At 72.7% G+C, this 15,298-nt stretch carries 17 protein-coding genes and 1 tRNA gene; 11 read left to right on the top strand and 7 right to left on the bottom strand.

All coding sequences use genetic code 11. From position 1 onward, the window contains the following. Nucleotides 1–96 precede the first annotated feature (96 nt). Nucleotides 97–798 carry a FadR/GntR family transcriptional regulator gene (locus ACZ8ZB_RS07125; protein ID WP_470736849.1) on the top strand — a complete coding sequence of 234 codons (702 nt, stop codon included), beginning with the start codon at nt 97–99 and terminating at the stop codon, nt 796–798. A gap of 111 nt (nt 799–909) precedes the next feature. Here the strand turns inward: ACZ8ZB_RS07125 and ACZ8ZB_RS07120 are convergent, their stop codons facing one another. Beyond that, complete coding sequence (locus ACZ8ZB_RS07120) at nt 910–1,293, bottom strand: winged helix-turn-helix transcriptional regulator (RefSeq protein WP_470736848.1); 384 nt, start codon at nt 1,291–1,293, stop codon at nt 910–912. A 100-nt stretch (nt 1,294–1,393) separates the two neighbouring features. On the opposite strand from ACZ8ZB_RS07120, the gene ACZ8ZB_RS07115 reads away from it, so the two are divergent. Beyond that, nucleotides 1,394–1,795 (top strand): RidA family protein, encoded by a 402-nt coding sequence (locus tag ACZ8ZB_RS07115; RefSeq protein WP_470736847.1) that lies wholly within the window; start codon nt 1,394–1,396, stop codon nt 1,793–1,795. Between the two features lie 197 nt (nt 1,796–1,992). Here the strand turns inward: ACZ8ZB_RS07115 and ACZ8ZB_RS07110 are convergent, their stop codons facing one another. Together ACZ8ZB_RS07110 and ACZ8ZB_RS07105 are read right to left on the bottom strand one after the other, a co-directional pair. After that, entirely contained in the window at nt 1,993–2,367 is a 375-nt protein-coding gene (locus ACZ8ZB_RS07110) for a YchJ family protein (protein WP_470736846.1), read from the bottom strand. Nucleotides 2,368–2,430: 63 nt separating this feature from the next. Further along, nucleotides 2,431–2,515: transfer RNA gene (locus ACZ8ZB_RS07105), tRNA-Leu, on the bottom strand. 204 nt (nt 2,516–2,719) lie between these two features. Here ACZ8ZB_RS07105 and ACZ8ZB_RS07100 point away from each other — a divergent pair. From ACZ8ZB_RS07100 to ACZ8ZB_RS07090, 3 genes are all read left to right on the top strand, one after another. After that, entirely contained in the window at nt 2,720–4,045 is a 1,326-nt protein-coding gene (locus ACZ8ZB_RS07100; protein WP_470736845.1) for a M20/M25/M40 family metallo-hydrolase, read from the top strand. A gap of 152 nt (nt 4,046–4,197) precedes the next feature. Further along, nucleotides 4,198–4,431, top strand: coding sequence for a chaplin ChpH (gene chpH / locus ACZ8ZB_RS07095; protein ID WP_470736844.1), 234 nt, complete (start codon nt 4,198–4,200; stop codon nt 4,429–4,431). Between the two features lie 166 nt (nt 4,432–4,597). Next, the gene (locus ACZ8ZB_RS07090; protein ID WP_470736843.1) at nt 4,598–5,464 is read left to right on the top strand and encodes a chaplin; all 867 of its coding nucleotides are present in this window, start codon (nt 4,598–4,600) and stop codon (nt 5,462–5,464) included. 72 nt (nt 5,465–5,536) lie between these two features. On the opposite strand, the gene ACZ8ZB_RS07085 is transcribed toward ACZ8ZB_RS07090, so the two are convergent. Then, a complete protein-coding gene (locus ACZ8ZB_RS07085) occupies nt 5,537–5,725 on the bottom strand; it encodes a DUF5703 family protein (protein WP_030825834.1) in 189 nt (62 codons plus the stop codon). Nucleotides 5,726–5,772: 47 nt separating this feature from the next. Between ACZ8ZB_RS07085 and ACZ8ZB_RS07080 the strand changes: the two genes are divergently transcribed. Beyond that, on the top strand, nt 5,773–6,459 hold the full coding sequence (locus ACZ8ZB_RS07080) for a hypothetical protein (protein ID WP_470736842.1): 687 nt from the start codon (nt 5,773–5,775) through the stop codon (nt 6,457–6,459). Between the two features lie 60 nt (nt 6,460–6,519). On the opposite strand, the gene ACZ8ZB_RS07075 is transcribed toward ACZ8ZB_RS07080, so the two are convergent. Next, the gene (locus ACZ8ZB_RS07075; protein ID WP_470736841.1) at nt 6,520–8,583 is read right to left on the bottom strand and encodes a helix-hairpin-helix domain-containing protein; all 2,064 of its coding nucleotides are present in this window, start codon (nt 8,581–8,583) and stop codon (nt 6,520–6,522) included. Further along, nucleotides 8,580–9,566, bottom strand: a complete 987-nt coding sequence (locus ACZ8ZB_RS07070) for an aldo/keto reductase (protein ID WP_470736840.1) — start codon at nt 9,564–9,566, stop codon at nt 8,580–8,582. The genes ACZ8ZB_RS07075 and ACZ8ZB_RS07070 overlap by 4 nt, the downstream gene beginning before the upstream one ends. Before the next feature lie 365 nt (nt 9,567–9,931). On the opposite strand from ACZ8ZB_RS07070, the gene ACZ8ZB_RS07065 reads away from it, so the two are divergent. Together ACZ8ZB_RS07065 and ACZ8ZB_RS07060 are read left to right on the top strand one after the other, a co-directional pair. Continuing rightward, on the top strand, nt 9,932–10,987 hold the full coding sequence (locus tag ACZ8ZB_RS07065) for an LLM class F420-dependent oxidoreductase (protein ID WP_470736839.1): 1,056 nt from the start codon (nt 9,932–9,934) through the stop codon (nt 10,985–10,987). A 208-nt stretch (nt 10,988–11,195) separates the two neighbouring features. Next, complete coding sequence (locus ACZ8ZB_RS07060) at nt 11,196–11,984, top strand: ferritin-like domain-containing protein (protein ID WP_470736838.1); 789 nt, start codon at nt 11,196–11,198, stop codon at nt 11,982–11,984. A gap of 27 nt (nt 11,985–12,011) precedes the next feature. Here ACZ8ZB_RS07060 and corA read toward each other — a convergent pair whose 3' ends face one another. After that, the gene (gene corA / locus ACZ8ZB_RS07055; protein ID WP_470736837.1) at nt 12,012–13,007 is read right to left on the bottom strand and encodes a magnesium/cobalt transporter CorA; all 996 of its coding nucleotides are present in this window, start codon (nt 13,005–13,007) and stop codon (nt 12,012–12,014) included. Between the two features lie 62 nt (nt 13,008–13,069). Between corA and ACZ8ZB_RS07050 the strand changes: the two genes are divergently transcribed. From ACZ8ZB_RS07050 to ACZ8ZB_RS07040, 3 genes are all read left to right on the top strand, one after another. Beyond that, nucleotides 13,070–13,756 carry a histidine phosphatase family protein gene (locus tag ACZ8ZB_RS07050; RefSeq protein ID WP_470736836.1) on the top strand — a complete coding sequence of 229 codons (687 nt, stop codon included), beginning with the start codon at nt 13,070–13,072 and terminating at the stop codon, nt 13,754–13,756. 100 nt (nt 13,757–13,856) lie between these two features. Continuing rightward, nucleotides 13,857–14,447, top strand: coding sequence for a DUF3090 domain-containing protein (locus tag ACZ8ZB_RS07045; protein WP_371237361.1), 591 nt, complete (start codon nt 13,857–13,859; stop codon nt 14,445–14,447). Next, entirely contained in the window at nt 14,411–15,244 is an 834-nt protein-coding gene (locus tag ACZ8ZB_RS07040) for an SCO1664 family protein (protein WP_470736835.1), read from the top strand. Before ACZ8ZB_RS07045 ends, ACZ8ZB_RS07040 begins: the two co-directional genes overlap by 37 nt. The last annotated feature ends 54 nt before the right edge of the window (nt 15,245–15,298 follow it).

Genomic DNA, 15,298 nt, shown 5'->3' with positions numbered 1-15,298 from the left:
GACGCAACTGAAGCTCATTAGGTACGACGAATTCAAGAGGCTGTGACATATAAGTCTGACTTTTTGTTCCCGTGATCCGCCCCGTACTCTGAGTGCATGAGCACCACGGGCCGGGGGCTGCACGGCCGCGTACTGGACACCCTGGGCCCCGAGATCACCGCGGGCGAGTACCCGCCCGGCAGTGTTCTGCGCACCGACGAACTCGCGCAGCGTTTCGACGTGTCGCGTTCCGTGATGCGTGAGGCCGTCCGCGTCCTGGAGTCCATGCACCTGGTCGAGTCCCGGCGCCGCGTGGGCGTGACGGTCCTGCCGGCCCACGAGTGGAACGTGTACGACCCCCAGGTCATCCGCTGGCGCCTGGCCGGCACGGACCGCCCCCGCCAGCTGCGCTCCCTCACGGTGCTGCGCTCGGCGATCGAGCCGGTCGCGGCGGGCCTGGCCGCCCGCAACGCCACCCCCGAGCAGTGCGCCGAACTGACCGAGTGCGCCCTCGGCATGGTCGCCAACTCCAGCGGTCACCGGCTGGAGGGATACCTCTTCCACGACGTGGCGTTCCACCGTGTGATCCTGACCGCCTCCGGCAACGAGATGTTCGCCCGCCTCGGCGACGTCGTGGCCGAGGTGCTGTCCGGCCGTACCCACCACGAGGTGATGTTCGAGGACCCCGACCCGGCCGCCGTCACCCTGCACGTCCAGCTCGCGGAGGCGGTCCGCGAACGCGACGCCGCCCGCGCGGAGAAGCTGACCCGCGAGATCACCGAGGGCGCCCTCCAGGAACTGGACATCCTGGCGCCCTGAGCGCGCCGCCCCCGGACGGCGCGAGGCCCCGGCGCACCGGGGCGTCCGCCTCCGTCCGGCCGGCCCGTCGGCCGGGGAAGCGCCCGGCGCGAGGGTGCCGCCGCGCGCCGGTCAGGCGTCGAAACGCTCGCGTGCCCGCTCGATGTGGCCGAGGTGCTCGTGGGTCCAGCCGCATAGCGCGTCGACCGTGACGCGCAGGGCCCGGCCCGGCCCGGTGAGGGTGTACTCGACCCGCGGCGGCACGGTGGGGTGCACCTTCCGCTCGACCAGGCCGTTGCGCTCCAGCATGCGCAGGTTCTGGGTGAGCATCTTGTGGCTGACGCCCTCGACCTCGTCGCGCACCTCGCTGAAGCGCAGGGTGCGCTCGCCGAGCGCCTCGATGATCAGGAGCGCCCACTTGTTGGCGACGTCCGAGAAGATCTCCCGCGCCAGGGAGTCCGCGCGCCTGAGATCGGCGTCCTCGGGCAGGCCCTTGAGCAGATGCTTGGTCACCATCAGGTTCCTCAGTCACCGAAAAGTGCGTTCTTCCAGGTCGGCGGTCACTCTCCTACAGTTTCCGAGTAACCACAAGAGAGCGAACGGAAGGGCTATTCCCATGGCCACCAGTGATGTCTTCTCCTTCGAGGTGCCGGCCGAGAGCGACTTCGGCTACGCGCAGGCGATCAGGTCGGGCGAGCTGATCCACGTCTCCGGACAGCTCGCGTTCGACGAGGCGGGCGAGTTCCTCCACGCGGGCGACTTCGCCGCGCAGCTCGAGCGGACCCACGCCAACATGGACAGGGTCCTGGACCACTACGGCGCCACCCGGAACCAGATCGTCTCGCAGACCCTGTACGTGGTGGACCTGCGGCGCAACGCCGCGGCGGCGGCAAAGGGCAACCTCGCGTACTTCGGCGGCCACCGTCCGGCCAGCACGGTCCTGGGCGTCACCGAACTGACCCTGCCCGGCCAGGTCGTCGAGATCGGTTTCGTCATCGACACGAAGCTGCCCGCCTGAGGCACGCTCCCCACGCACCCCACCGTCCGGCCGGAGCGGGTCCACCGCCTCGCGCCCGCTCTCCCGCACCGCGGACGCGCACAGGCCGGTGGAGAGGGGGACGGCCGTCGGAACGCCGGTGGGCTTCGCCGGCACCACGCCCTGATCCCGGCGCCGGGACTGATCCCGGCGCCGGGACGACCGATTCGCCTCCGGCCTCAGCTCGGGAAGTCCCCGTCGACGTACACCCAGGCCCCGTCGACCCGCTCGAAGCGACTGCGCTCGTGCAGCGAGCCGCCGCGGTAGGAAGCCCGGAACGTCACCGTCCCGGCGGCATGGAAGGCGGACCCGCCGTCGGTGTCCAGGATCTCCAGCCCGGTCCACCGCATCCCGGGGTCGAGGTCGACCCGCTCCGGCCGCGTCCGCGGATGCCAGGTCCGCAGCAGGTACGCGCCGTCCCGCCGTACGAACGCGCAGTACCGCGACCGCATCAGCCGCTCGGCGGTCGGTGCGGCGGCTGCCCCGGTGTGGAACCGGCCGCAGCACGCCTCGTACGCCTCGGGGAGCCCGCAGGGGCAGGAAGGTGTGGTCATGGTCGGCCTCCGCGGCAACGCCCGAGGGCCGCGACCTCGTGGTCGCGGCCCTCGCGCTTCTTGTGTCCGAGGGGGGACTTGAACCCCCACGCCCGATAAAGGGCACTAGCACCTCAAGCTAGCGCGTCTGCCATTCCGCCACCCGGACAAGGTGTCTGTCGCGCGGGTTTCCCCCCGCGGCGACGTCGTAAACATTACCAGGTGTTCCGGGCGGCCGATCACACCCGCCCGGCCGCGCGTCGTGTGAACGGCGGATGACAGGCCGGACCGGGCCGGGTCTTGGGGCGCGCCCGCGGGGGAGAGAGGATGAGGACGACCCACCAGCGCGAACACCAGCAGCGGGAGGAAGCACGTGAGCGGGACGGACACGGCCAGGAGCGTCACCGGTGAGGACGAGGTCGTGGACCTCTGCCGCGAGCTGATCCGGATCGACACCAGCAACTACGGCGACCACTCGGGCCCCGGCGAGCGCAAGGCGGCGGAGTACGTCGCCGAGAAGCTCGCCGAGGTGGGCCTGGAACCGCAGATCTTCGAGTCGCACCCGGGGCGCGCCTCCACGGTGGCCCGGATCGAGGGCGAGGACCCGTCCCGGCCCGCGCTGCTCATCCACGGCCACACCGACGTCGTACCGGCCAACGCCGACGACTGGACCCACCACCCCTTCTCCGGCGAGATCGCCGACGGATGCGTGTGGGGGCGCGGGGCCGTCGACATGAAGGACATGGACGCGATGACCCTCGCGGTCGTCCGCGACCGGCTGCGCAGCGGCCGCAAGCCGCCCCGGGACGTCGTGCTGGCGTTCCTCGCCGACGAGGAGGCCGGCGGCACCTACGGCGCCCGTCACCTGGTCGACAACCACCCGGACCTCTTCGAGGGCGTCACCGAGGCGATCAGCGAGGTGGGCGGGTTCTCGTTCACCGTCAGCGAGCAGCGCCGCCTGTACCTGATCCAGACGGCCGAGAAGGGCATGCACTGGATGAAGCTGACCGTGGCCGGCACCGCCGGGCACGGGTCGATGATCCACCGCGACAACGCCATCACCGAGCTGTCGGAGGCCGTCGCGCGCCTCGGCCGGCACACGTTCCCCGTCCGCGTCACGAAGACGACCCGGGCCTTCCTCGACGAACTGGGCGACGCCCTCGGGACCGAGCTCGACCCGGAGGACATGGAGGGGACCCTCGCCAGGCTCGGCGGCATCGCCAAGCTCATCGGCGCGACGCTGAGCAACACCGCCAATCCCACCCAGCTGGGCGCGGGCTACAAGGTCAACGTCATCCCGGGCGAGGCGACCGCACACGTGGACGGCCGGTTCCTGCCCGGACACGAGGAGGAGTTCCTCGCCGACCTCGACCGGATCCTCGGTCCGAAGGTGCGGCGCGAGGACGTCCACTCCGACAAGGCCGTCGAGACGACGTTCGACGGAGCCCTCGTGGACGCGATGCAGTCCGCGCTGGTGGCCGAGGACCCGGCCGCCAAGGCCATCCCGTACATGCTCTCCGGCGGGACGGACGCCAAGTCCTTCGACGACCTCGGTATCCGGGGCTTCGGCTTCGCGCCGCTGAAGCTGCCCCCGGAGCTGGACTTCGCCGGCATGTTCCACGGGGTCGACGAGCGGGTGCCGGTGGACGGTCTGAAGTTCGGCGTGCGGGTGCTCGACCGCTTCCTCGACGCGAGCTGAGACGGCTACCCGATGACCTCAATAATCGCCCAGACGTGCGGAGTTGACTGAGAAGAGTGAATGCGACGATAAGCTCGTAGCCTCATTACTCCGTCCTCGTTAGCCGTGATGTGATCCGCGACTTTGGATCGCTTTGCCAACAAGGAGGAATAATGCTCAAGAAGGTCGTCGCCGTCGCGGCTGCCACCGGTGGTCTGGTTCTCGCGGGCGCGGGCATGGCCGCCGCCGACTCCGGTGCCCAGGGTGCCGCCGTGCACTCCCCGGGTGTCCTTTCCGGCAACGTCGTGCAGGCCCCGATCCACGTCCCCGTGAACGTCTGCGGCAACACGATCTCCGTGATCGGTCTGCTGAACCCCGCCTTCGGCAACACCTGCGTCAACGCGTGACGTTGCGTCTCGCCCTCTAGGGCACGCCCGCTGAGGGCTTGAGCCCGTCGGCCCCGGAGCGCGCGCCATGCGCTCCGGGGCCGGCCGCTCCCATCGAACGTCAAAGCACCGGGAATCCCGCGGAACGCCGATTCCCGGCACCAGGTCGAAGACAGGGATTTCAGCAATGCGACAGGTCACCCGCAAGGGCCTGATGACGATGGCGGCGGCCACGGGCGTTCTCGCCGCCGCGAGCGGGGCCGCACACGCCGACTCCGGCGCGGCGGGCCACGCCGCCGGTTCGCCCGGTGTGGGCTCCGGGAACACGGTGCAGGCGCCGGTGCACGTGCCGGTGAACGTCTGCGGCAACACGGTCGACGTCGTCGGCCTCCTCAACCCGTCCGTGGGGAACTCCTGTGCCGACCAGGGCGGCTCCTCCCCGGGCGGACACGGCGGCTCGCACGCCGACGGACACACCGAGGGCTCGCCCGGTGTGGGCTCCGGGAACACGGTGCAGGCGCCGGTGCACGTGCCGGTGAACGTCTGCGGCAACACGGTCGACGTCGGCGGCGTCCTCAATCCGTCCGTGGGGAACTCCTGTGCCGACCAGGGCGGCTCCTCCCCGGGCGGACACGGCGGCTCGAACGCCGACGGACACACCGAGGGCTCGCCCGGCGTGGGCTCCGGCAACCACATCCAGATCCCGGTCCACGTCCCGGTGAACGTCTGCGGCAACAGCGTCGACATCCTCGGCGCCGGCAACGCCACCGGGGGCGGCGACTGCGCGAACGGCGGCTCGGACCGCGACACCCCGGGACAGCCCGGCCACCCGGGCGACCCCGGCAGCCCCGAGCACCCCGGTGACGAGCCGGGCACCCCGGACCGCCCGTCGTCCGGCGACCCGCGGGGCGTCCACCCCCTCACCCAGCCCCGGCACGCCGCGCAACTCGCGCAGACCGGCAGCGAGCTGCCGATGGGCCTCGTCCTGCCCGTCGGCGCGGGCGCGCTGCTCGCCGGCGCGGTCCTCTACCGCAAGGCACGGGCCGCCGCGTGACACCGGACACACGGAGCGGACCCCGCGACCGCGGGGTCCGCTCCGTGTGTGATTCCGGTCGGGTGTCGAAGATCACCAGGTGGCGCGCACCTGGCGGATGATCCGCCTCCGCAACCGCACCCGGCGGCTGCCGTCACGCATCAGCGTCAGGCGGTACAACTCCCAGTGACCGTACTCTGCATGGTCCGTCAGCAGACGTGCCGTCTCGTTGCGGGAGACCCCGCGCGGTACGTGCACGTCGACAAATTCGTATTCCGGCATCGCATCTATTGTGCGGTGCGGGCCCCGGTACGGATAGCGTCTGCACTATGTCTGATGCTGCGCAGCCCACCGCCGCCGAGGTACGCGCCGCCGCCGAGGCGGTGAAGACCGCGCTCGACCGCCACCTGGCCGCGGTCGAACGCCGGTCGGGGGAGGACGACCCGGCAGTCTACGAGGCGTTCAACCAGCTGGCCGCGGCCGCGGAGACGTACGACGAACTGCTCTACGACCGTTACGACGAGGTCACCCCCTTCGAGATCCCCGGCACGGAGGACACGCCGCCGTACACCGGCCCCGAGGAACCGGCCGCGCTCAGCGTGCTGATCCGCCGCGACTACGCCGTCGTGGAACCCCAGCGGCTGCGTGCGCACGCCCAGCGGATCGAGGCGGCGGACGACGAGAGCGCGGAGGCGTCGGGCACCGTCCACGGCGCGCTCGGCCTGCTGTTCGGCGAGTTCGAGCCGGACGAGATCGCCTCCCGGCACAGAGAGTTCGGGCTGGAGGAAGGAGACTCCACGCTCTGGGTGACGGCGTCGGACGACCCCGCGGAACCCGGCGAGTGGCTGGAGGCGCCGTTCGAGCAGGCGGACCCGCAGCGGGTGGTGTGCCGCTTCGACGTCAGCGCGGTCTTCGACGACGAAGAGGGCCTCGAGGACGAGGACGTCCTGGAGGACGAGCTGGACCCGAGCCCGGACGCGGACGAGGACCTGGAACCCCTCGACGCGGACCGCTGACCGCACCCGCCCCGCAGGGCGGCGGCACCCCGGTGCCGCCGCCCTGCGCACGGGCTCGGCTCAGCCCTCCGCCACCGGAACCTGCGGGGCCAGCAGCACCGGCAACCGGGTGGTCCGCGGCTTCGCCGCCACCTCGGCCACGGCGCGCGGCAGCGCTTGCTCCGCACCGTGCACCACGGACAGATGCCGGTCGGCCCGGCTGAAGGCCGTGTACACCCAGGGCCGGCTCAGCGCCTGTACGGCGTCACCGGGCAGCACCACGACCACCGCGGGCCACCGGCAGCCCACCGCCTGGTGGGCGGTCAGCGCCCACCCGTGCCGCACAGACGACTCCACCCGCTCCCTGGGCACGACGACCTCCTCGCCGCCGCACTCCAGGTGCAGCCCCTCGCCGTCGGCCCGCACCACACGGCCCGGCAGCGTACGCCCCGGAACGGGTGAGTAGGCGACCCGGTCACCCGGATCGAACCCGCCGAAGCGCCCCGGCCCCGGATTCAGCCGCTCCTTCAGCGCGGCGTTCAGCACCCGCGTGCCCACCGCGCCCCCGTGCCCCGGGGTGATCACCTGGGTCTCCTCGACCGGCACCCCGATGGCGCGCGGCACCGAGTCCACCACCAGCTGCACGGTCCGGTGCACGGCCTCTCCCGCGTCCCGCACCGGCACGATCACGACCTCCTTGCCGGGCGCCGCCACCTGGTTCAGCTCGCCGGCCCCGACACCCGAGACCAGCTCGCCCAACGGGCCGGGATCCGGCCGCCGCGAAGCGATCTGCGGGCAGATCCGCGCCGCCAGCAGATCCGCGAACACCCGCCCGGGCCCCGCCGACCACAGCACTCCCGGATCACCGGCCAGTACCAGCCGCGCCCCGTCCGGCAGCGACTCCGTCACCAGCGCGGCGGTCTCGACGTCCAGCTGCGGGGCGTCGAGCACCACCAGCAGGTCCACGTCCAGCGCCCCGTCGGCGTCCCGCCCGGGCCCCTCGGCGCCGGACAGCAGTCCCGTGACGGTGGCGACCCCGGTCCCCTCGACCAGTCCCGCGAACCGGGCGCGCCCGACCGGACCGTGGGCGGCGGCCCAGACCCGCAGCCCCAGCCCCCGCGCGGCGCGCACCAGGGCCGCCGGCTCGGCCAGCGAGGCCTCCCCACCGGTGTGCAGCACCAGCCCGTGCCCGGCGACCGCCCGGATCAGCTCACCCGCGGAACCCTCCGCCGAGGCGGCCGCACGCTCCCACTCCTCACCCGCACCGACCTGCCCGGTCACGGAGTTGACCAGACGGGCCAATCCGTCGGCCAGACTCTCCTCGGCCAGCGCGCACCGCTCCAGCCCCACCAGCACCCGCACCGGCCGCTCCCCGTCCTCCCCGGCTTCGCCGACGGCGTCCTGGAAGACGAGCACGTCCCCTTCCGCGATGGCGTTCCGCACGGCCTCCTCGGCCTCGGGCACTCCCTGCCGCTCCAGCGCGGCGACCAGCGCGGCCATGTCCAGCACGGTGTGTCCGGCCAGCGCGGCCTGCTCCAGCAGCCACACGGTGACCGCCCGTCCCCGCCGCTCGTCCTCCGGCCCGGCCCCGGCGCCGAGCAACGCCCGGGCGAACCCGTCCGCCTGCTCGGGCCGCACCCCGGGGACCCGCAGCAGCTGCCAGGGATCGGCGCGCAGCACGTCGGCGCCCCCGTCCCCGAGCACGCCGGCGGCCGGTACGGCGAGCCCCTCCGGCGCACCCCCCTGGACCAGCACTCCCCGCACGTCCTCGACGGTGCCGGCGGCGGGAACCACCGGCCCCGGAGCCACGGCCGGAGCCTGGCGCACGGGCTCGGGACCGGGGCGCCGCGGCGCGGGCGCGGCCTCCGCGAAGACGGTGGCGGCCGGCTTCTCCCCGCTCTCCACGGCCCGCACGGCGGCCAGCAGATCCGCGGCCGTGCCGCTCAGTTTGCCCCCGGCCTCGACCGGCCCCCGCCGCTCCGCCTTCCGCCGCTCGATCCGCTCCCGCTCCACGCGCTGCGCGGCCAGCTCGGCCTCGGCCTCGGACACCTGCGCGCCCTCGGCCTCGGCGGACACCTGCGCGCCCTCGGCGGACGTCCCCGGCTCCTCGGCGTCCTCCGCGGTCTCGGGCGGCTCCGTGCTCACAGCGTGCTCCAGTCGTGATCGGGATAGCGGTGCACGGGCGCCGACACGTCGTCGAGAGCCCGGCAGATCTCGTCAGGAAGACTAAGGGCCTCCACTGACAACGCCGCCGTGAGCTGCTGCGCGGTGCGCGCGCCGACGATGGGGGCGGCCACACCGGGCCGGTCACGGACCCATGCGAGGGCCACCTGCAGCGCGGTCACGGCGAGCCCGTCCGCCGCCGTGGTCACGGCGTCCACGATGCGGCTCGCCGTGTCGTCGAGGTACGGCGCGACGAACGGGGCGAGGTGCTCCGAGGCGCCCCGGGAATCCGCCGGGGCGGCGTCGTTGCGGTACTTGCCGGTGAGCACGCCCCGGCCGAGAGGCGAGGACGGCAGCAGCCCGATCCCCAGGTCGAGGGCGGCGGGAAGAACCTCGCGCTCCACGCCCCGCTGGAGCAGCGAGTACTCCATCTGGGTGCTCGCCAGCCGGGTCCGCGTCCCCGGCGCGGCGAGCTGCCAGGTCGCCGCCTTGGCCAGCTGCCAGCCGCAGAAGTCGGAGACGCCGGCGTAGCGCACGCGCCCGCTGGAGACGGCGGTGTCGAGCGCGGCGAGCGTCTCGTCCAGCGGGGTGTCGGGGTCGTAGGCGTGGACGTGCCACACGTCGACGTAGTCGGTGCCGAGGCGGGCGAGCGAGGCGTCCAGGGCGGAGAGCAGATGGCCGCGCGAGCCGTCGACCCGGCGGTCCGGGTCGGCCACGCTCCCGGCCTTCGTCGAGATGACGAGGTCCCGGCGGGGCACGAGCCCGTCCATCAGCCTGCCGAGCAGGTACTCGGACTCTCCGTCGCCGTACACGTCGGCGGTGTCGACGAGGGTCCCGCCGGCTTCCCAGAAGGTCTTCAAGAGGTCCGCGGCGTCGTGCTCGTCGGTGTCCCGACCCCAGGTCAGGGTCCCGAGCCCGATCCGGGACACACGCAGGCCGGTACGGCCGAGATGCCTCTGCTCCATGAACGCCGAGATTACTGGCCGGAGCCTTGGGCGTGGGGACCTGTGGACAAGGGATTTCCGGCCGTCCCGGCGCTGACGGGATGCCTCCCCCGGGGGGTGCCCCAGCGCCCTGGGGACACCTCTCGGGCCCCTGAGGCACCGGGGGAGGCACGGACCCGCCCGCGGAGCGCGGGGACGACGACAGGTGGCCGCGTACGGCGGGAAGGGGACGGACACCCCGACGCGGCCCCGCCCCACCCGCCCACCGCAGGCGCCACCCGAGCCCCCACCGGACCGGATCCCGCGCCGCGGGCGTCCCACAGGACCGCCGGAGGTATAAGGTCTCCGCACAAACGACGTTACTCATCGGTAAGGGGAGAGCCGCCATGCAGCTAGGGATCAACCTCGGCTACTGGGGTGCCGGAATGGACGCGGACAACCTCGCCGTGGCCCAGGAGGCGGACCGCCTCGGCTACGCCGTCTGCTGGGCCGCGGAGGCCTACGGCTCCGACGCCGCCACCGTCCTCACCTGGGTCGCCGCCCAGACCCACCGCATCGACGTCGGCTCGGCCATCTTCCAGATCCCCGCCCGCCAGCCCGCCATGACGGCGATGACGGCGGCCACCCTGGACTCCCTCTCCCAGGGCCGCTTCCGCCTCGGCCTCGGCGTCTCCGGTCCCCAGGTCTCCGAGGGCTGGTACGGCGTCAAGTTCGACAAGCCCCTCGCCCGCACCCGCGAGTACGTCGAGATCGTCCGCAAGGCCATGACCCGCGAACGCCTCTCCTACGAGGGCGAGCACTGGACCCTGCCCCTCCCCGGCGGCCCCGGCAAGCCCATCAAGCTCACCGTGCACCCCCAGCGCGAGCACATCCCCCTCTACATCGCCGCCATCGGCCCGAAGAACCTCGAACAGACCGGCGAGATCGCCGACGGCGCCCTGCTGATCTTCCCCTCCGCCGACCACCTCGAGGACACCGCCGTCAAGCACCTCCGCGCCGGCCGCGAGAAGGCCGGCAGGACCCTCGACGGTTTCGACATCTGCCCCACCGTCCCCCTCGCCGTGGGCGACGACAAGGACGTCACCGCCCTCGCCGACACCTTCCGCCCCTACACCGCGCTGTACGTCGGCGGCATGGGCAGCCGCGAGCAGAACTTCTACAACCAGCTCGCCCGGCGCATGGGCTACGAGCGCGAGGCGGCCGAGATCCAGGACAAGTACCTCGCCGGCGACAAGCAGGGCGCGGCGGCGGCCGTCCCGCACGACCTGATCGACAGGACGACCCTCCTCGGCTCGGTCGACCGCATCGCCGACCGGATGAAGGCCTACGCCGCCGCCGGGGTCACCACCCTCACCCTCGCCCCGGCCGGCTTCACACTCGACGAGCGCCTCGCCTCGCTCCGCGCCGGCAGCGAGGCCCTGGAACGCGCGGGCCTCGCGTAGGTCTCACGGCCGTGGTGGGGGCTCGGGGGGCCGCCCCGCCACGGCCGTCACCCACCACAACGCCCGTCGACCCACCCGGTTACGCTCCCGTGCCCCCGACCCCGTACTCCCTTCGGCGGAGTCGCCCGGCGCACCTGTTGCCGCCCCCCGCCCCGCGCACTTGACTCGTTCTTCGCGGGACCGCGGACCTGCGGAGAGGTGGCCCACCATGCTTTCGGCCAAGAGTCTGTTCCAGGAGATCCTCGACAACGACGAGTCCTTCGCCCTGTTCTGTTCCATCGCCGCGAGCGGCGAGTCGCAGGGCGGCTGGGAGAACGCCCGTATCGCCGCGCTGGTCCCCGAGCCCCAGCGCGAACTCGCCCCCAAGATCGCCAGGCACGGCGCCGACGAGGACAAGCACGGCCGCATCTTCCACGCCCTGATGAAGAAGCGCGGCCTGAAACCCGTCCCGGTCCCCCCGGAGACCGACTACACCATGCTCCTGGAGAACAACGGCATCGGCCTGGCCCACGGCCGGCTCAGGCGCGACGAGCCGCTCACCGTCCAGGACGTCGTCACCTACCTCGCCCACAGCAGGGTCACCGAACAGCGCGCCTCCGAGCAGATGAACCAGCTCCGCAAGCACTTCGCCGACCACCCCGACCTCGGCCGCGCGGTCAGGATGATCTCCGACGACGAGGACAACCACCTCGCCTACTGCCACGAGGAACTGCTGCGCTTCGCGTACGCCGGACACGGCCGCGCCATCCAGCGCACGCTGCGCGCGTGCGCGCTCGCGGAGATCCGCGTCTACCGGGACGTCAGCCTGGCGGTGATGGCCCACATGGGCCGCATCCTCGGCTGGCCCGGGCCCAAGGCGGCGGTCCTCGCGGCGGGCATCCGCGCGGTGTACGCGTACGAGCGCCTGGGCGGTTGGCGCCGCATGGTCTCCCTCAGGACGCCCGACCGCCGCGACGCGCTCGGCGGCCCGGCGAACCCGGAACCGGAGTTCGCATGACCGCGCACGGATACCGGGCCCGGCCGCTCACATCCACCCCCGCCGCTTGAACAGGCGGAACAACAGCACCTCCAGCACACCCATCACCAGGATCACCACCGGATACGACCACTCCCAGCGCAGCTCCGGCATGTGCTCGAAGTTCATCCCGTAGATCCCCGCGAGCATCGTGGGGATCGCGGCCATGGCCGCCCACGCGGAGATCTTCCGCATGTCGTCGTTCTGCCGCACGCTGATCTGCGCCAGATGCGCCGAGAGGACGTCCGAGACCAGCCGGTCCAGCCCCTCCACGGACTCGTTCACCCGGGTGAGGTGGTCGTGCACGTCACGGAAGAAGGGCCGCGCCCTGTCCTCCACGAACGGCGCCCCCGCCCCGTACGTGCCCACCCCCGCCAGCCGCGTCATCGGCATCGCCAGCGGCCCGGTCGCCCGCCGGAACTCCAGGATCTGCCGCTTGAAGTTGTAGATCCTGGACGCGGTGTGCCGCGAACCCCCGCTGTCGGGGGTGAAGACCTCCGCCTCCAGTTCCTCCAGGTCGGTCTGCAGCTCGGTCGCCACGACCAGGTAGTGGTCGACGACGGCGTCGGCGATCGCGTACAGCACCGACGTGGGCCCCTCGCCCAGCAGTTCGGGTTCCCGCTCCAGCCGCTTGCGCACGGCTCCCAGCGGAGTCCCCTCCCCGTGCCGGACGGTCACCACGAACGCGTCCCCGAGGAAGATCATGACCTCACCGGAGGAGACGGTGTCGCTCCGCGGCTCGTACACGATCGGTTTCAGCACCACGAAGAGCGAGTCGTCGTACACCTCCAGCTTGGGCCGCTGATGGGCCTTGAGGGCGTCCTCGACCGCCAGCGGATGCAGGCTGAACTCCTGCGCGACCAGGTCGAACTCGTCCGCCGTCGGTTCGTGCAGTCCGATCCAGACGAACCCCCCGGCCGACCGGGCCTCGTCCAGCGCGTCGGAGAAGTCGTGGGGCCCCTCCGACCGCCGCCCCTCCCGGTAGATGGCACAGTCGACGATCACGAAACGTCTTCTCCCTTCCCGCGACGGACACACCACGCACGCGTACGCCTACCCTGGGCCGCATGCCCACATTGCTCCTGGTCCGGCACGGACGTTCCACCGCCAACACCGAGGGACTGCTCGCCGGCTGGACGCCCGGCGTCGCCCTCGACGACCGCGGCGCCGCCCAGGCCGCCGCACTGCCCGGACGGCTCGCCGAGCTGCCGCTGGCCGAGATCGTCAGCAGCCCGCTCCAGCGCTGCCAGGAGACCCTGCGGCCGCTGCTGGAGGCCCGCCCCGGCCTCACCCCGCACACCGACGACCGCATCGGCGAGTGCCACTACGGCGACTGGTCGGGCCGCAAACTCTCCGAGCTCAAGGGCGAGCCCCTGATGGAGGTGGTGCAGGCGCACCCGTCGGCGGCGGCCTTCCCCGGCGGGGAGTCCATGCGCGCGATGCAGACGCGCGCCGCCGAGGCGGTGCGCGAGTGGAACGCGCGCGTGGAGCGCGACCACGGCGCCGACGCCGTGTACCTCATGTGCTCGCACGGCGACATCATCAAGTCTCTCGTCGCGGACGCACTCGGACTTCATCTCGACCTCTTCCAGCGGATTTCCGTTGAACCGTGTTCCATCACCGCGATCCGCTACACACGGTTGCGGCCCTTTCTCGTCCGCCTCGGCGACACCGGCGACTTCGCGTCCCTGGCGCCGCGGGAGGAGCCGCCGGCCGGTGACGCCACGGTCGGGGGCGGCGCGGGCGCACCGTGATCGCCGGGCGCAGTAGGGTGAAGCGGTCGCAGCAGTGCGTCCCCGTTTCGACCAGCCGCCCGTTCCCCACGCCCACCACGACTCTCAATGGAGACAGGACGTGTCCCGTCAGGTGTTCCTCTACGACCAACCGGAACGTTTCGTGGCCGGTACGGTCGGGCTGCCAGGGCGCCGTACGTTCTTCCTCCAGGCCTCCGCCGGCTCCCGGGTGACCAGCGTGGCCCTGGAGAAGACCCAGGTCGCGGCGCTCGCCGAACGAATGGACGAACTGCTCGACGAGGTCGTGCGCCGCAGCGGCGGCAGCGCCGCGGTGCCCGCGATGACGCCGGCCGAGATCGCCGACAGCGCCCCGCTGGACACCCCCGTGGAGGAGGAGTTCCGCGTCGGCACCATGGCGCTCGCCTGGGACGGCGAGGAGCAGCGCATGATCGTCGAGGCGCAGGCGCTCGTCGAACTGGACGCCGACTCCGAGGAGGACCTCGCCGAGGCCGAGGAGCGGCTGCTCCAGGACGAGGAGAACGGGCCCCCGATGCTCCGCGTCCGGCTCACCGGCGCGCAGGCCCGGGCCTTCGCCAAGCGCGCCCTCGACGTCGTCAACGCCGGGCGGCCGCCGTGCCCGCTGTGCAGCCTCCCGCTCGACCCGGAAGGACACGTATGTCCGCGCCAGAACGGATACCGCCGCGGAGCGTGACGGCCGCCGACCCGGCCGCCGCGGTACTGCTCGCCGAGGGCGAGCTGACCGTGCGCGGACGCATCCGTGAGGCGTCGAACGCGGCGCTGTACTGCACCGTGACGCACGAGGGCAGGGAAGCCGCGTGCGTCTACAAGCCGGTCGCCGGGGAGCGGCCCCTGTGGGACTTCCCCGACGGCACGCTCGCCGGGCGCGAGGTCGCCGCCCACGCGGTCTCCGAGGCGACCGGCTGGGGCCTGGTCCCGCCCACCGTGCTCCGCGACGGCCCCTACGGCGAGGGCATGTGCCAGCTGTGGATCGAGACGGCGCCCGGTGCGGAGCTCCTCGCCCTGGTCGACGGCGAGGAACCGGAGCCGGGCTGGAAGGCGGTCGGCTTCGCCGAGGTCGGCGAGGGCCGCACCGCGCTGCTGGTGCACGCCGACGACGAGCGGCTGCGCCGGCTCGCGGTCCTCGACGCGGTGATCAACAACGCCGACCGCAAGGGCGGGCACCTGCTGCCCACCGCGGAGGGCCTGCTGTACGGCATCGACCACGGGGTCACCTTCAACGCCGAGAACAAGCTCCGCACCCTGCTGTGGGGCTGGGCGGGCGAGCCCCTGACCGCGGAGGCGCTGGACGTCCTCGAGGGCCTCAGAACGGCCCTCACCGACACCGGCGCCCTCACCGCCGCCCTGACCCCCCTCCTCACCCGCGCGGAGATCGACGCCACCCGCGCACGCGTCGAGACCCTCCTCACCACCGGCACCCACCCGCAGCCGGGCGGCGACTGGCCGGCCATCCCCTGGCCCCCGGTCTGACGGGACCGTGAGCACGCCGGACGGCGCGGCGCAAGAGAGCCTTCCCGGCCATCC

Source organism: Streptomyces sp. 12E (genome assembly GCF_055633275.1).
Note: the sequence above shows the minus strand (reverse complement) of the source record. Positions and strands in the feature narration are given on the sequence as shown.

Bases quoted from the DNA above. Each gene is read 5' to 3' on its own strand.
- ACZ8ZB_RS07125 (WP_470736849.1), top strand. From the start codon at position 97: ATGAGCACCACGGGCCGGGGGCTGCACGGCCGCGTACTGGACACCCTG.
- ACZ8ZB_RS07120 (WP_470736848.1), bottom strand. From the start codon at position 1,293: ATGGTGACCAAGCATCTGCTCAAGGGCCTGCCCGAGGACGCCGATCTC.
- ACZ8ZB_RS07115 (WP_470736847.1), top strand. From the start codon at position 1,394: ATGGCCACCAGTGATGTCTTCTCCTTCGAGGTGCCGGCCGAGAGCGAC.
- ACZ8ZB_RS07110 (WP_470736846.1), bottom strand. From the start codon at position 2,367: ATGACCACACCTTCCTGCCCCTGCGGGCTCCCCGAGGCGTACGAGGCG.
- chpH (WP_470736844.1), top strand. From the start codon at position 4,198: ATGCTCAAGAAGGTCGTCGCCGTCGCGGCTGCCACCGGTGGTCTGGTT.
- ACZ8ZB_RS07090 (WP_470736843.1), top strand. From the start codon at position 4,598: ATGCGACAGGTCACCCGCAAGGGCCTGATGACGATGGCGGCGGCCACG.
- ACZ8ZB_RS07085 (WP_030825834.1), bottom strand. From the start codon at position 5,725: ATGCCGGAATACGAATTTGTCGACGTGCACGTACCGCGCGGGGTCTCC.
- ACZ8ZB_RS07080 (WP_470736842.1), top strand. From the start codon at position 5,773: ATGTCTGATGCTGCGCAGCCCACCGCCGCCGAGGTACGCGCCGCCGCC.
- ACZ8ZB_RS07070 (WP_470736840.1), bottom strand. From the start codon at position 9,566: ATGGAGCAGAGGCATCTCGGCCGTACCGGCCTGCGTGTGTCCCGGATC.
- ACZ8ZB_RS07065 (WP_470736839.1), top strand. From the start codon at position 9,932: ATGCAGCTAGGGATCAACCTCGGCTACTGGGGTGCCGGAATGGACGCG.
- ACZ8ZB_RS07060 (WP_470736838.1), top strand. From the start codon at position 11,196: ATGCTTTCGGCCAAGAGTCTGTTCCAGGAGATCCTCGACAACGACGAG.
- ACZ8ZB_RS07050 (WP_470736836.1), top strand. From the start codon at position 13,070: ATGCCCACATTGCTCCTGGTCCGGCACGGACGTTCCACCGCCAACACC.
- ACZ8ZB_RS07040 (WP_470736835.1), top strand. From the start codon at position 14,411: ATGTCCGCGCCAGAACGGATACCGCCGCGGAGCGTGACGGCCGCCGAC.